The sequence below is a fragment of the Trichlorobacter lovleyi genome, from assembly GCF_015239775.1.
GTDB classification, from domain to species: domain Bacteria; phylum Desulfobacterota; class Desulfuromonadia; order Geobacterales; family Pseudopelobacteraceae; genus Trichlorobacter; species Trichlorobacter lovleyi_B.
In genome coordinates this window covers 585,451-599,087 of record NZ_CP058409.1, presented here as the reverse complement: position 1 = coordinate 599,087, position 13,637 = coordinate 585,451, and the positions used below count along the sequence as shown (strand labels likewise).

The window sequence follows — 13,637 nt, the reverse complement described above, 5'->3', positions numbered from 1 at the left end:
AGCAAGCGCAGGGAGCCGCGTATGAAAAACGACAGGGAAAAGTGGGCACGGGTCAGGATCATCATGGTTTCCTGCCTGTTTGCCTGCGGCTTCCTGGCAGTCACTGCACGCAGTTTCTATCTGCAGGTGGTTCAACACGACCAGCTGATCAAACTGGCAGAACGGCAGCACAACCGCACCATTCCGATCACACCGGCACGGGGCGGGATCTTTGACCGGACCGGCGCAGCCCTGGCCGTTTCACTGGAAATGGACTCGCTCTACGCTGAGCCCAAACGGATCACTGACCCGGCAGGAACGGCAACAGCACTTGCTCCGTTCATCCAGATCCCCCAGCATGAACTGCAGCGCAAGCTGGATTCGGAGAAGAGTTTCACCTGGCTTGCCCGTCAGTTGCCGCCGGAGACAACATCAAAAATAAAGCAGCTCAAACTGGCCGGCATCGGCTTTGTCAAAGAGAACAAACGCTTTTACCCCAACTTTGAGATGGCATCCCATGTCCTGGGATTTACCGGCATGGACCCAGGCGGCCTGGAAGGGCTTGAACGCCGCTACGACACCACCATCCTGGGCAAAACCGGCTATCTGCTGACCGAGCGGGATGCCCTGGGACGGGATGTTGCCATCAGAAGCGCCGTGGTCCAGGATGCGGCCCCGGGGAAAAATCTGTATCTGACGCTGGATAAAAACATCCAGTATTTTACCGAAAAAGAGCTTGCCAAGGCAGTGGAAGGCAGCAGGGCAAAAAGCGGCATGGCCCTGGTCATGGACCCCTGGACCGGCAAGGTGCTGGCCATGGCCAATTACCCGACCTTCAACCCGAACTCATTCAGGCAGTATCCCTCGCTTAACCTGCGCAACCGCTGTGTGAGTGACAGTTTTGAGCCCGGCTCAACCTTCAAGGTCTTTCTGCTGTCTGCAGCATTGGAAGAAAAGCTGGTCAGGCCCCAGGATGGCATCAACTGCGAGAATGGCAGGTACTCGTTCGGCGGCCGGATCATCAGGGATGACCACCCGCACGGGCGGGTCTCCGTTGCGGAGGTCCTGAAATACTCCAGCAACATCGGATCAGCCAAGATCGGCCTGAAACTGGGTGAAGACCGTCTGCACCGTTACCTGAAGGCGTTCGGGTTTGGTGACAAGAGCGGCATTGATCTGCCCGGAGAGGCCTCCGGCGGCCTGCGTCCGGTCAGTCGCTGGTACGGCACCGATATAGCGACCATCTCCTTTGGCCAGGGGGTTTCAGCCACAGCCCTGCAGCTGGTGGCTGCCACCTCAGCAGTGGCCAATGGCGGTCTGTTGATGAAACCGTACCTCGTGGAGCGGGTTACCGACAGCGCCGGACTGGAACTGCAGCGTTTTGAGCCTCAAACGGTCCGGCGGGTGATCTCAACCCAGACCGCCGCGACCATGACCCAGATGATGGAAGGGGTCACCCAGAAAGGCGGCACGGCCACGAATGCCGCCATAGACGGCTTCAGGGTGGCAGGCAAGACCGGCACCGCACAGAAGGTTGACCCGGTCAGCCACGGTTATTCAGCCACCAAACGAACCGCCTCGTTTGTTGGTTTTGTACCGGCGGAGAAACCGCTTCTGACTATTCTGGTGGTAATCGACGAGCCTGCTACCAGCCCCTACGGCGGGGTAGTTGCGGCCCCGGCATTCCGGGAGATCGCCTTCAATACCCTGTGCTACCTGAAGGCCGCCGGTGTGGGCAAGGCCTGTGAGCTGCCGAAATCAACGACCGTGCAGGCAGTACCGATAGCAGCGGCACAAACATCGGCAGCAGCGGATGCCGAAGAGGGCGGCAGTATCGAGGTTGCCGGTGCCGGAACCGCCATGCCTGACTTCAGGGGCATGAGTATGCGCCGCGTCCTCCAGATTATGGAAAAACGCCAGCTCAACCTGCAGCTGCGCGGCAGCGGACGCGTCATTGAGCAGCATCCACAGCCTGGACAGGTTATCCACGGTTCGGACGAAATCTGGGTCCGCCTGGCACCCGCAGTATAAGGAACCAAGATGCGACTTGAACAACTGCTGCATGAGATACCACTACAAGCCAGTCACGGCGACCTGGGCGTCACGGTTTCTGCACTTACCTGTGACTCGCGCCAGGTGACATCAGGCACACTCTTCTTCGCCCTGCACGGCAGCAAGGTTGACGGCCACCGCTTCATCTCCCAGGCGGTTGCTGCCGGTGCCGCCGCCGTGGTGCTGGAAGATACGAGCTATGCACCTGCGCAGACTCCCTGGGTACAGGTGGCAAACGGGCGCCAGGCCATGGCACTGATGGCCGCCGGTTTTTTTGGCAACCCGACCCGTGACCTGCCGCTGATCGGCATCACCGGCACCAACGGCAAGACCACCACCAGCTACCTGCTGGAAGGGATCCTCAGTGCTGCCGGCCTGCCGGCTGCTGTGCTGGGCACCATCAGCTACCGCTTTGGCAGTACCTGTATCGAAGCCAGCCATACCACGCCGGAATCCACTGAACTGCAGGGCATCTTCCGCCAGCTGGCCGATGCAGGTGCGCGGGCGTTTGTGATGGAGGTCTCCTCCCACAGCCTTGAGCAACGCAGGGTTGATGGTTCGGTCTTTGATGTCGGCGTTTTTACCAACCTGACCCGTGACCACCTGGACTACCATGGCACCATGCAGGCCTACGGCAGCGCAAAGCAGCGCCTGTTCAGCGAATTGTTGAGACCGGACGACCGGACGCCGTTGCGTCATGCCGTCATTAACAACGATGATCCGGCAGCAGAGGAGTTCATCCGGGCAGCCGCCTGCCCGGTTATCCGTTACGGACGGGCTCCCGGGTCCGAGGTGACGGTCCGTGAGATGACCTCATCGGTTGACGGCATCAGCGCACTGCTGGTGACGCCGCAGGGTGGGCAGCGGTTTCATTCCCGGCTGCTGGGTGGCTTCAACCTCTCAAACATCCTGGCTGCCGCTGCAGCCGGAATAGCGCTCAAACTGCCCCTGACTGCCATAGTGCAGGGGATTGAACAGCACACCACGGTACCGGGCCGGCTGGAGCGGGTGGAAAACAGCAGTGGGATAACCTGCCTGGTTGACTATGCCCACACCGGTGATGCCCTTGAAAATGTTCTGAGTACCCTGCAGGAGCTGGCCACCGCCAGAATCATCACCGTATTTGGTTGCGGTGGCGACCGGGACAACGGCAAACGGCCGATCATGGGGCGGGTTGCGGCCAGCTACTCCGATCTGGCCATTGTCACCTCCGACAATCCGCGCACCGAAGATCCCCACGATATTCTGCGCCAGATCCGCGAGGGGATTCTCCCGCTGGGACTGCGTGAGTACAGCCTGAACGAGCTCGACGTCAGCCCTGACGTCAAGGGATTTGTCATGCTTGAAAACCGCCGTGAGGCGATCAAACTCGCTGTGCGACTGGCCCGGCCGGGCGACATCCTGCTGTTGGCAGGCAAGGGGCATGAGGACTACCAGATCATCGGTCAGACCAAACATCACTTTGACGACCGTGAGGAAGCAGCCAATGCATTCAGGGAGCGGATCTGACATGTTCACCCCGGAACAACTGACAACCATCACCCATGGTCGATTGATCGGGCCTGATGCCGCGCCGGTAAGCGGTATCTCAACTGATTCGCGCACCATCAAGCCCGGTGAGCTGTTTGTACCGTTACGGGGAGACCGTTTTGACGGTCATGACTATATCAACGGGCTTGCAGAACGACGGATCCAGGTCAGTCTGTGCAATGAGTCCTGGCTGCACCAGCAGCAACCTCCGGCAACCCTGAGCTGCATTGCGGTACGCGACACCCTGCGCGCACTGGGGGATCTTGCCGCCGCCTTCCGGAAGCGCTTTGCCCTGACCATGATCGGAGTCACCGGCAGTAATGGCAAGACCACCACCAAAGAGATGCTGGCTGCCATTCTCGGCCAGGTTGACCAGGGGTTGAAGACCAGCGGCAACCTGAATAACCTGATCGGCCTGCCGCAGATGCTGTTCCAGCTGAAACCGGAACATTGCTGGGCAGTGCTGGAGATGGGGATGAGTGAGCCGGGTGAAATTGATCGGCTGGCAGAGATCGCCTGCCCTTCAATCGGCATCGTGCTCAACGCCTTTCCGGCCCACCTGCAGAGCATGGGCAGTGTCGAGGCCGTGGCACAGGCCAAGGGCGAGTTGCTGCAGCGGATACAGGATGGCGGCCTTGCGGTCGTGAATGCCGACGACCCCCGCATCGCCTCGCTCCACCAGAACCCCTCCGCACGCAGGATCAGCTTCGGCATCAAACGCGGTGAGGTGCGTGCTGAAGATATTCAGACCATCGGCACGGAGGGGCAGGCATTCAGGCTGATCACCCCCAAGGGCAGTATCGAGCTGCAGCTCAAGGCCCTGGGACAGCACAACATCTACAACGCCCTTGCCGCAGCTGCCGGCCTGCTGGAGCTTGTCGGCCTGGAGACGATTGCCGAAGGGCTCGAGGCATTCGTTCCCTACACCGGGCGCTTCCATCTGGAAGCGCTGTCCAACAACAGGTTGCTGATTGACGACAGCTACAATGCAAACCCGGCCTCCTGCGCTGCGGCCCTGACAACCCTGCAGGGAATCAAAGGCGGCAGACGCGCCTTCGTGGCACTGGGGGACATGCTGGAGCTGGGCAGCGATGAGCTGGAGCTGCATCGCCAGCTGGGCATCCAGGCCGCTTCGGTTGCGGACCGGCTCTACCTGCTGGGCAGCCTCACCAAAGAGACCGCCCGTGCTGCAGCAGAGGCCGGTTTGGCTTCAGAGGCGATCATCTCTGCAGCAAGCCACGAAGAGATCGCCAGGGATATGTGTGCCCATGCAGGCAACGGCGACCTGATCATGCTCAAAGGGTCACGGGGGATGAAGATGGAAAAAATAGCCGCACTGCTTCGGGCAGCAGAGCGCCAGGAGGACTAACACCATGCTCTTTCACCTGTTCTATCCCCTGGCATCCAACCTGAAGATTCTGAACATCTTCAAGTATCTGACCTTCAGGACCATCTACGCCATGATCACGGCCCTGATCGTCTGCTTTGTCCTGGGACCGTGGATCATCCGCAAGCTGGAGGGGCTGCAGGCACGGCAGGTAATCCGGACCGACGGACCGGAGTCCCATCTGGAAAAACAGGGTACCCCCACCATGGGCGGCCTGATCATCCTCTCGGCCATCATCCTGCCGACCCTGCTCTGGGCCGACCTGACCAACGTCTATGTCTGGCTGACCCTGTTCATCATCGTGGGCTACGGCCTGATCGGCTTCATGGATGACTATCTCAAGGTGGTAAAAAAGAACACCAAAGGGCTCTCGGCCAGACAGAAGATGTTCTGGCAGGTGTTACTGGCAGGCGGCGTGGCGGCATTCCTCTACATCAACCCGGGCTTCAACGAGATGCTGTATGTGCCGTTTTTCAAAAACTTCCACCCGGACCTGGGGATATTTTTCATCCCGTTTGTAACCCTGGTGATTGTAGGTGCCAGTAATGCCGTCAACCTGACCGATGGTCTGGACGGACTGGCAATCGGACCGGTGGCGATCAATGCGGCCACCTACATGCTGTTTGCCTATATTGCCGGCCATGCAACCCTTTCGGCCTATCTGCAGATCCCCCGCGTGGTTGGCGCCGGTGAACTGGCGGTGATCTGCGGGGCCATGGTGGGGGCCGGCCTGGGCTTTCTCTGGTTCAACTCCTATCCGGCAGAGGTGTTTATGGGGGATGTGGGGTCGCTTTCACTGGGCGGCACCCTGGGAGTGATTGCGGTCCTGACCAAGCAGGAGATTCTGCTGGTGATTGTAGGCGGCATCTTTGTGATTGAGGCGCTTTCGGTGATTTTCCAGGTCGGCTCCTACAAATACCGTGGCAAACGGATCTTCCGCATGGCGCCGATCCACCATCACTTTGAACTGAAGGGGGTGGCAGAGCCCAAGATCATTGTCCGGTTCTGGATCATCACCATTATTCTGGCCCTGGTGGCCATTTCAACCCTGAAGATGCGCTGACATGGAATTACGTAATAAAAAAACAACCGTCATGGGCCTCGCCAAAACCGGCGTGGCCTCTGCCCGTTTTCTGGCACAGCAGGGTGCACGGGTAACCGTCACTGACATGAGGGATGCAACTGCCCTGGCAACAGTGCTGGCTGAACTGGCAGGGCTGGATATCCGCCTGGTGCTGGGACATCATGATGAGGCCGACTTCACGGCAACGGATCTGGTGGTGGTATCCCCCGGCGTGCCACAGGAGCACCCCCTGCTACGTAAGGCAACAGAAGCCGGGGTAGCGGTAGTGAGCGAGATCGAGCTTGCCAGCCGTTTTATCACGGCTCCACTGGTGGCCATCACCGGCACCAACGGCAAGACCACCACCACCACCCTGGTGGGTGAGCTGTTCAGGGCCAACGGCTTCACCACCTATGTGGGTGGCAACATCGGCGATCCTCTGATTGACCTGCCTGATTCCGGTGAGGCGGTCGAGCGGGTTGCAGCTGAGATCAGCTCCTTCCAGCTGGAATGGATTGAACAGTTCAAACCCAGGGTAGCGGCCCTGTTGAATATTACTGAAGACCACCTCGACCGCTACCGGAGCTATCAGGAGTACATTAACGCCAAGCTGCGGATCTTTGAAAATCAGAGCGCAGACGACTTTGCCGTGGTCAACCGGGATGATGAGCTGGTCTGGCAGGCTGCCCAATCACTCAAGGCACAGCTGTTTCCGTTCAGCCGCAGACATGAGCTTGCTGAAGGGATCTTCAGCCGTGAAGGGGAGCTGATATTCCGTCACAAGGGCCAGGAATTGAGTATCCCGGTGGCAGGTTTCAGGCTGCAGGGGGTACATAACCTGGAAAACATCATGGCAGCCCTGGCCTGTTGCCTGCTGCTGGGGTGTCAGAGTGAGGCAAGTCTGGAACTGCTGAACCGTTTTGAGGCGCTGCACCACCGGATGGAGTTTGTGCGCGAAGTGGCCGATGTGCGCTACTTTGAGGATAGCAAGGCCACCAATGTCGGCAGTGTTGCCAAGGCACTGGAGAGCTTTGAGAACATCACCCTGATTGCCGGCGGCAAGGACAAGGGTGGGTCCTACGCACCGCTGGCTGAACTGGTGCAGCAGCGGGTCAGACACCTGGTGCTGATCGGCGAAGCCGCCGAGCGGATGCAACAGGAGCTTGGTGACTACACTGCCACCCACAAGGCCGCAACACTGGAAGAGGCGGTGCAGCTCAGCGCCGGCCTGACCTCGCCGGGTGGGGTGGTGCTGTTATCACCGGCCTGCTCCAGTTTTGATATGTTCAAGGATTATGAGGAGCGGGCCCAGCGTTTTATTGCAGCGGTAAAGAGACTCTAGGCGATGTTTGAGCCCCTGCGCAAACCATTCAGGCTGGCAGAGTATGATCTGGTGCTGCTGCTGATGGTGGTGGCGTTGACCAGCTTCGGGATCGTGATGGTCTACTCGGCATCATCGGTCATGGCAGCCAAGAACTTCCATGACGGTGCCTATTTCCTGAAACGGCAGCTGCTCTTTGCGCTGGTGGGCTGCGTCGGCGCACTGGTGACCATGCGGATTGACTATCAGGTCTGGCGGCGCTGGGCAGTACCGCTGCTGTTCGTCAGTCTGATCCTTTTGGTGCTGGTGTTGATCCCCGGCATCGGCGGCAAGGTCAAGGGGGCCTCGCGCTGGATCAGGCTGCCCGGTTTCAACCTGCAACCATCAGAGTTCACCAAGATCGCACTGATCATGTACATGGCCTACTCGATCGACAAGAAGCAGGACCGGATCCGCCTGTTGTCAGCAGGCTTTCTGCCCTACATAGTGGTTCTGATGGTCCTGCTGGGTCTGCTGTTGAAGCAACCGGATATGGGAGCTGCCCTGACCCTGGCCGCAGTCACCATCATCATGCTGTTTGCTGCCGGCACGCGGCTGATTTTCATTCTGGGCAGCGGCATGGTGGCGATGCCGTTTGTGATCTATCTGGTGGTTCACTCGGCCTACCGCCTGAAACGGATCAAGGCCTTCCTGAACCCGGAACAGGATCCGACCGGCATCGGCTGGCAGATTATCCAGTCAAAATACGCCTTCGGCGCAGGCGGGTTCTTTGGTCAGGGGCTGGGAGAAGGCAAACAGAAGCTGTTCTACCTGCCGGAAGCCCACACCGACTTCATCCTCTCAGTGATCGGTGAGGAGCTGGGGTTTATCGGTGTGATCGTAATCATCGGCATGTTCTTTATCCTGGTGCAACGGGCGATGCGGATCGCCATGGCAGCCCAGGACACCTTTGGCCGGTTTTTGGCATTGGGGATTGCCGTACTGTTTGCCATTGAGGCTGTAGTCAACATGGCGGTGGTGACCGGACTGTTTCCGACCAAGGGACTGGCGTTGCCATTCCTGAGCTACGGCGGCAGTTCGTTATTGATCAGTCTGTTTGCCGTGGGGATTCTGCTGAACATCTCAGCCGGGCTGAAACTGGCCCCGCTGACCGGGAAGGACGCAAAATGAAACTGATCGTGGCCGGTGGCGGCACCGGCGGACACCTTTTTCCCGGCATTGCGGTGGCGGAGGAATTTCTGTCACGAGATCCAGCCAATCAGGTGCTGTTTGTCGGATCGGAACGGGGTATCGAGGCACGCACGATCCCGCGTCTGGGTTATCAACTGGAGTTGATCTCGGCCGCCGGTATTCGCGGCAAAGGCAGCCTGGCCAAGCTGAAGGGGGCGGCCATGATGATCTACGGCTACGCCCAGTCCCGTAAAATCCTGCATCGGTTTCAGCCGGATCTGGTGCTGGGAGTGGGCGGCTATGCCTCCCTGCCGATGGTCATGGCAGCGCGGGGGATGGAGATTCCACGCTATATCCATGAGCAGAACGCCCTGCCCGGCATGTCCAACAAGGTTCTGTCACGGGTGGCCAACAAGGTCTTTATCTCATTGGAGGAGTCGGCAAAGTTCTTTCCCAGGGAGTGCACGTTACTGACCGGCAACCCGCTCAGAAGACAGATCCTGGAGATGTTGTCCAAAAACGGACAGGAAAAACAGCGGAGCGAAGCGTTCCAGCTGTTCGTCTTTGGCGGCAGCCAGGGGGCCCATGCCCTGAATGTCGCGCTGCCCCAGGTGGTGGCACAGTTGAGTCAGGAGCAGCAGAGACGGTTAAAGATCATCCATCAGACCGGCGAGGCAGACTTGCTGCAGGTCCGGTCAGACTATCAGGCAAACGGCCTTGAGGCCGATGTCCGTCCCTTTATTGACGACATGGCAGCCGCCTACCGTCAGGCAGATCTGATCATCTGCCGTGCAGGGGCCACCACCATTGCCGAGGTAACGGCACTGGGCAAGGCCTGCCTGTTTGTGCCGTTTCCCCATGCCACCGACGACCATCAACGCAAGAACGCCGAGGCGCTGCTTAAACAGGGGGCCTGTGAAATGCTGTTGGAGCAGGAGATCGGCGGCAAAGGCTTGTCAGACGCCATTGCCAGGCTGATGGAGAACCGCGACGCACTGAAGCTGATTGGTGAAAATGCCGCTGCCCTGGCCCGCCTGGATGCGGCCCGGGTAATTGTTGACCAGATGCTGGAAGGGGTACAGCCATGTACGGAAACATAGAAAAAATCCACTTTGTGGGCATCGGCGGCATCGGTATGAGCGGTATTGCCGAAGTGCTGCTGAACCTGGGGTACAAGGTATCCGGATCTGACCTGCGTGAGAGCGACACCACGGAACGGTTGCGCAGCCTGGGTGGCGAGATCTGCATCGGCCATGCAGCAGAAAACCTGACCAACGTGGATGTGGTGGTCACCTCAACGGCGGTGCAGGGCGACAACCCGGAGGTGATCGAGGCCAAGCGCCGCATGGTGCCGGTCATCCCGCGGGCCGAAATGCTGGCAGAGCTGATGCGGATGAAGTACGGCATCGCCATTGCCGGTACCCACGGCAAGACCACCACCACCTCGATGGTGGCCACCGTGCTGACCCATGCCGGGATCGACCCGACCATCGTGATCGGCGGCAAGTTGAACACCTTGGGCAGCAATGCCAAGCTGGGACAGGGCAAATTCCTGGTGGCTGAGGCGGATGAGTCCGATGGCTCATTCCTGACCCTTTCTCCCACCATTGCCGTGGTAACTAACATCGATGCCGACCATCTGGATTACTACACCGGCGGACTGGAGCAGATTAAAGACACCTTTGTCTCATTCATCAACAAGGTGCCGTTTTACGGTCTGGCGGTGCTGTGCCAGGAAGACCGCAATATTAACGAGATCATCCCCCGGATCAAGAAGCGTTTCATGACCTACGGGCTCTCGTCCCAGGCCGACCTGCGCGCCACCCATGTCAAGCTGGACGGTTTTCAAACCACCTTTACCGCTCATTACAAGGGCTATCGCCTGGGCGAGATCAGCTTCAACATGCCGGGTGCCCACAATGTACTGAACGCCCTGGCCTGTACCGCTGTGGCGCTGGAGCTGGATGTACCGTTCGACAAGATCCAGGAAGGTTTTGCCCAGTTTGGCGGTGTGGGCCGCCGCTTTACCGTCAAGGGGGAGAAAAACGGAATCATGGTGGTGGATGACTACGGCCACCACCCTGCCGAGATCCGGGCCACCCTGGGGGCGGCCCGCAACGGCTGGCCGGAGCGGCGCCTGGTGGTGGCGTTCCAGCCCCACCGCTACAGCCGCACCAAGGAGCTGTTCAACGAGTTTGTGACCTGCTTCTATGATGCCGATCTGTTGATCCTGACCGACATCTACGCTGCCAGTGAGCAGCCGATCCCCGGCGTCTCAGCCGAGCATCTGGCCGAGGAAACCCGTCGTCATGGCCAGCGGGATGTGACCTACATTGCCGACCGGAACGACCTGCCTGATTACCTGGCCGGGATCATCAAAGAAGGCGACATCGTGATCACCCTGGGGGCCGGCAACATCTGGCAGGCCGGTGAAGAGCTGGTGAAGAGACTCTGATGCAGGCCGGTCTTGAACATATCAGGGACTGGTTCAAGGGAGAGCTGCTGTTTCATGAACCACTTGCCAGACATGTCTCGCTGAAGGTGGGGGGACCGGTGGACCTGCTGGCGATTCCCGATTCACGGGAGGAGTTGCAGCGACTGGTGGCGCTGCTGGATCAGCAGCAGATTCCGCGTTTTGTACTGGGCGGCGGCTTTAACCTGTTGCCAAGCGATGCAGGTTTCCGCGGTTGCGCCATCTCATTGAAGCGGATCAACCGGCTGCAACTTGACAACACCGTTGTAACCATCGAGGCAGGGGCCAGCAACCAATCCCTGGCACGGGCGGTGGCAGAGCTCGGCCTGAGCGGAGTTGAGTTCCTGATCGGTATTCCGGGCAGCGTGGGGGGGGCGGTGCGTATGAACGCCGGCGCCCACGGCAGTGATATCTTCAGTGTCGTGAAAACCGTGACACTGCTGGATCAGGGGCAGTTCAGAGAACTGCCGCGTGAGCAGCTGACCTACGGTTACCGTTGTTTTGAGATGCCTGGCAACAGCGTGATCATCGCGGTCACGTTACAGCTGACCGAAGACTCGCTTCAGGCGGTGCGCAGCAGGATGGAAGAACAGCTGGGGCTGCGCTGGGCCACACAAAATGTGAAGTTTCCCAATGCCGGTTCATTTTTTAAAAACCCGCCCGGCGAGTCGGCCTGGCGCCTGATTGATCAGGCCGGTTTGCGTGGGTTCAGTATCGGCAATGCCCAGGTCAGTGACGTACACACCAACTTCCTGATAAACCGCGGCAATGCCACTGCTGCAGATTTTCGGGCACTGGCGGCAGCGGTCAAGGAACGGGTTAAGGCGACATCTGGTATCGAGCTTGAGGAAGAAGTGCAGCTGCTTGACAGCGGGGAGTGCGGGCAATGACGCGTGATGAACTGAAACAGAAGCGGATCGGTGTGTTGATGGGGGGACTGTCGGCCGAACGGGATGTCTCGCTCAAAAGCGGCATGGCAGTCCATCAGGCCTTACTGGCAATGGGCTATGACAGCACGGCCCTGGATGTGCGCCATAATGTGGCGGTCATGCTGCGGGATGAAAAGATCGATCTGGCCTTCATTGCACTACACGGCCGGTACGGTGAGGATGGCTGTATTCAGGGACTGCTGGAACTGATGCAGATCCCCTACACCGGCTCCGGTGTGCTGGCCAGTGCCCTTGCCATGCACAAGCTCTACAGCAAGCAGGCCTTTGCTGCTGCCGGTCTGACCATCACACCCTACGTAACGGTCAGGCAGGGAGATCGCTGCAGCGCTGAACAGCTGCCGTTCAGCCTGCCGGTGGTGGTCAAGCCGGTTCAGGAAGGCTCATCAGTCGGTGTCGCCATCGTGAAAAGGCCGGAGGATCTCCAGACTGCCCTGGATGACGCCTTCCGGTATGACACGCTGGTACTGGTGGAAAAGTACATCAAAGGCCAGGAGGTCCAGGTCGGCATTCTGGCGAATCAACCGATCGGCGCCATCGAGATCGTACCAAAGAACGAGTTCTACGATTTTGAGGCCAAATACAGTGACGGCATGGCTGAGCATATTTTCCCTGCCCGCCTTGCCGAGCCGCTCTACCAAAAAGTACAACAGCAAGGATTGCAGGCGCATCAGTCGTTGGGCTGCGACGGCTATTGCCGGGTGGATTTTCTGGTTACGGAAAACGGTGACTGCTACCTGCTGGAGGTCAACACCCTGCCCGGCATGACCGCCCTGTCGCTTCTGCCGGAAATTGCACAAAAAGGTGCCGGACTTTCATTCGAGGCGCTGGTGGAGCAGATCGCCTGCTCGGCAGCACTCAAGACGGGTCAGGCGGGGTGATGACCGATCTGAGGCATATCGGCAGCCACAAGGGCAAAAAAGTGGCGTCGAACAAGCTGAAGGTCAAGAAGGAGCCGGTTGACCTGCGCAAGTATCTGTTGCCGCTCATGCGGGTCGGCAGCAGGGCCGGTCTCCTGATTTTGATCGGCGGTCTGCTGGCAGCCTCGATGCATGCGCTGTCAAAGGCCACCACCTTCCCGGTTCAGAAGGTGGAAGTCAGGGGCATGCAGCGGCTGACACACGATGAGATTGTGGCACTGACCGGCGTCACAGCGGGCCAGAATCTGCTGACGCTGCGCCTCAAGACCATCGGACAGCAGGTCTCATCCAACCCCTGGGTCGCCTCGGTGCGCGTCCAGCGTTTCTTTCCGGGGACCGTTGCCGTCAGCATCACCGAACGGCATCCTGTAGCGGTCATCAACATGGGGCTGCTGTACTATCTGGATGATAAAGGTGAACCGTTCAAACCGCTTAATTTCGGGGACAGTCTCGACTTCCCGGTGGTGACCGGCATAGTCGAAGATGATCTGAACAGCGATCCGGCTGCCACCAAAGAGGCGCTCAAAACTGCCTGTGACCTGATTGCCGCACTGAAACAGCATGGATCATTTATCCTTGCGGATGTATCCGAGATTCATTACGATAGGGGCCACGGTTTTACGCTGTATACCACTGCCGGTGCCCTGCCTGTAAAAATCGGAACCGATGACTTCGACAAAAAGCTGCAACGCTTTGCACGTATTTACCAGAATCTGATGACTCAACGGCCGGGGCTGCAGTACATTGACCTGGACTACAGCGACCGGATCGTGGTCAAAAAGGGCTGAACAGCTT

Annotated in this window: 11 protein-coding genes; all 11 read left to right on the top strand. The window is 59.0% G+C overall.

Translation table 11 applies throughout. From position 1 onward, the window contains the following. Positions 1-21 precede the first annotated feature (21 nt). The 11 genes from FY034_RS02720 to FY034_RS02670 are packed head-to-tail and all read left to right on the top strand — an operon-like array spanning position 22 to position 13,630. Positions 22-2,010, top strand: coding sequence for a penicillin-binding protein (locus tag FY034_RS02720; RefSeq protein ID WP_265553561.1), 1,989 nt, complete (start codon positions 22-24; stop codon positions 2,008-2,010). 9 nt (positions 2,011-2,019) lie between these two features. After that, positions 2,020-3,540 (top strand): UDP-N-acetylmuramoyl-L-alanyl-D-glutamate--2,6-diaminopimelate ligase, encoded by a 1,521-nt coding sequence (locus FY034_RS02715; protein WP_265553559.1) that lies wholly within the window; start codon positions 2,020-2,022, stop codon positions 3,538-3,540. A gap of 1 nt (position 3,541) precedes the next feature. Continuing rightward, positions 3,542-4,930 carry a UDP-N-acetylmuramoyl-tripeptide--D-alanyl-D-alanine ligase gene (locus FY034_RS02710; protein WP_265553558.1) on the top strand — a complete coding sequence of 463 codons (1,389 nt, stop codon included), beginning with the start codon at positions 3,542-3,544 and terminating at the stop codon, positions 4,928-4,930. 4 nt (positions 4,931-4,934) lie between these two features. Then, complete coding sequence (gene mraY, locus FY034_RS02705) at positions 4,935-6,011, top strand: phospho-N-acetylmuramoyl-pentapeptide-transferase (protein WP_265553557.1); 1,077 nt, start codon at positions 4,935-4,937, stop codon at positions 6,009-6,011. A 1-nt stretch (position 6,012) separates the two neighbouring features. Next, on the top strand, positions 6,013-7,353 hold the full coding sequence (gene murD / locus FY034_RS02700) for a UDP-N-acetylmuramoyl-L-alanine--D-glutamate ligase (RefSeq protein ID WP_265553556.1): 1,341 nt from the start codon (positions 6,013-6,015) through the stop codon (positions 7,351-7,353). A 3-nt stretch (positions 7,354-7,356) separates the two neighbouring features. Next, positions 7,357-8,502, top strand: a complete 1,146-nt coding sequence (gene ftsW, locus FY034_RS02695) for a putative lipid II flippase FtsW (protein ID WP_265553555.1) — start codon at positions 7,357-7,359, stop codon at positions 8,500-8,502. Continuing rightward, entirely contained in the window at positions 8,499-9,602 is a 1,104-nt protein-coding gene (gene murG / locus FY034_RS02690; RefSeq protein WP_265553554.1) for an undecaprenyldiphospho-muramoylpentapeptide beta-N-acetylglucosaminyltransferase, read from the top strand. The genes ftsW and murG overlap by 4 nt, the downstream gene beginning before the upstream one ends. Beyond that, positions 9,587-10,957 carry a UDP-N-acetylmuramate--L-alanine ligase gene (gene murC / locus FY034_RS02685; RefSeq protein WP_265553553.1) on the top strand — a complete coding sequence of 457 codons (1,371 nt, stop codon included), beginning with the start codon at positions 9,587-9,589 and terminating at the stop codon, positions 10,955-10,957. Before murG ends, murC begins: the two co-directional genes overlap by 16 nt. Next, positions 10,957-11,865, top strand: a complete 909-nt coding sequence (murB, locus tag FY034_RS02680; protein WP_265553551.1) for a UDP-N-acetylmuramate dehydrogenase — start codon at positions 10,957-10,959, stop codon at positions 11,863-11,865. Before murC ends, murB begins: the two co-directional genes overlap by 1 nt. After that, on the top strand, positions 11,862-12,803 hold the full coding sequence (locus FY034_RS02675) for a D-alanine--D-alanine ligase (RefSeq protein WP_265553550.1): 942 nt from the start codon (positions 11,862-11,864) through the stop codon (positions 12,801-12,803). Before murB ends, FY034_RS02675 begins: the two co-directional genes overlap by 4 nt. Continuing rightward, the gene (locus FY034_RS02670) at positions 12,803-13,630 is read left to right on the top strand and encodes a cell division protein FtsQ/DivIB (RefSeq protein ID WP_265553549.1); all 828 of its coding nucleotides are present in this window, start codon (positions 12,803-12,805) and stop codon (positions 13,628-13,630) included. The genes FY034_RS02675 and FY034_RS02670 overlap by 1 nt, the downstream gene beginning before the upstream one ends. The last annotated feature ends 7 nt before the right edge of the window (positions 13,631-13,637 follow it).

What these genes read in the sequence shown, in the direction of transcription:
- FY034_RS02720 (WP_265553561.1), top strand. Translation starts at nt 22, where the DNA reads ATGAAAAACGACAGGGAAAAGTGGGCACGGGTCAGGATCATCATGGTT.
- FY034_RS02715 (WP_265553559.1), top strand. Translation starts at nt 2,020, where the DNA reads ATGCGACTTGAACAACTGCTGCATGAGATACCACTACAAGCCAGTCAC.
- FY034_RS02710 (WP_265553558.1), top strand. Translation starts at nt 3,542, where the DNA reads ATGTTCACCCCGGAACAACTGACAACCATCACCCATGGTCGATTGATC.
- mraY (WP_265553557.1), top strand. Translation starts at nt 4,935, where the DNA reads ATGCTCTTTCACCTGTTCTATCCCCTGGCATCCAACCTGAAGATTCTG.
- murD (WP_265553556.1), top strand. Translation starts at nt 6,013, where the DNA reads ATGGAATTACGTAATAAAAAAACAACCGTCATGGGCCTCGCCAAAACC.
- ftsW (WP_265553555.1), top strand. Translation starts at nt 7,357, where the DNA reads ATGTTTGAGCCCCTGCGCAAACCATTCAGGCTGGCAGAGTATGATCTG.
- murG (WP_265553554.1), top strand. Translation starts at nt 8,499, where the DNA reads ATGAAACTGATCGTGGCCGGTGGCGGCACCGGCGGACACCTTTTTCCC.
- murC (WP_265553553.1), top strand. Translation starts at nt 9,587, where the DNA reads ATGTACGGAAACATAGAAAAAATCCACTTTGTGGGCATCGGCGGCATC.
- murB (WP_265553551.1), top strand. Translation starts at nt 10,957, where the DNA reads ATGCAGGCCGGTCTTGAACATATCAGGGACTGGTTCAAGGGAGAGCTG.
- FY034_RS02675 (WP_265553550.1), top strand. Translation starts at nt 11,862, where the DNA reads ATGACGCGTGATGAACTGAAACAGAAGCGGATCGGTGTGTTGATGGGG.
- FY034_RS02670 (WP_265553549.1), top strand. Translation starts at nt 12,803, where the DNA reads ATGACCGATCTGAGGCATATCGGCAGCCACAAGGGCAAAAAAGTGGCG.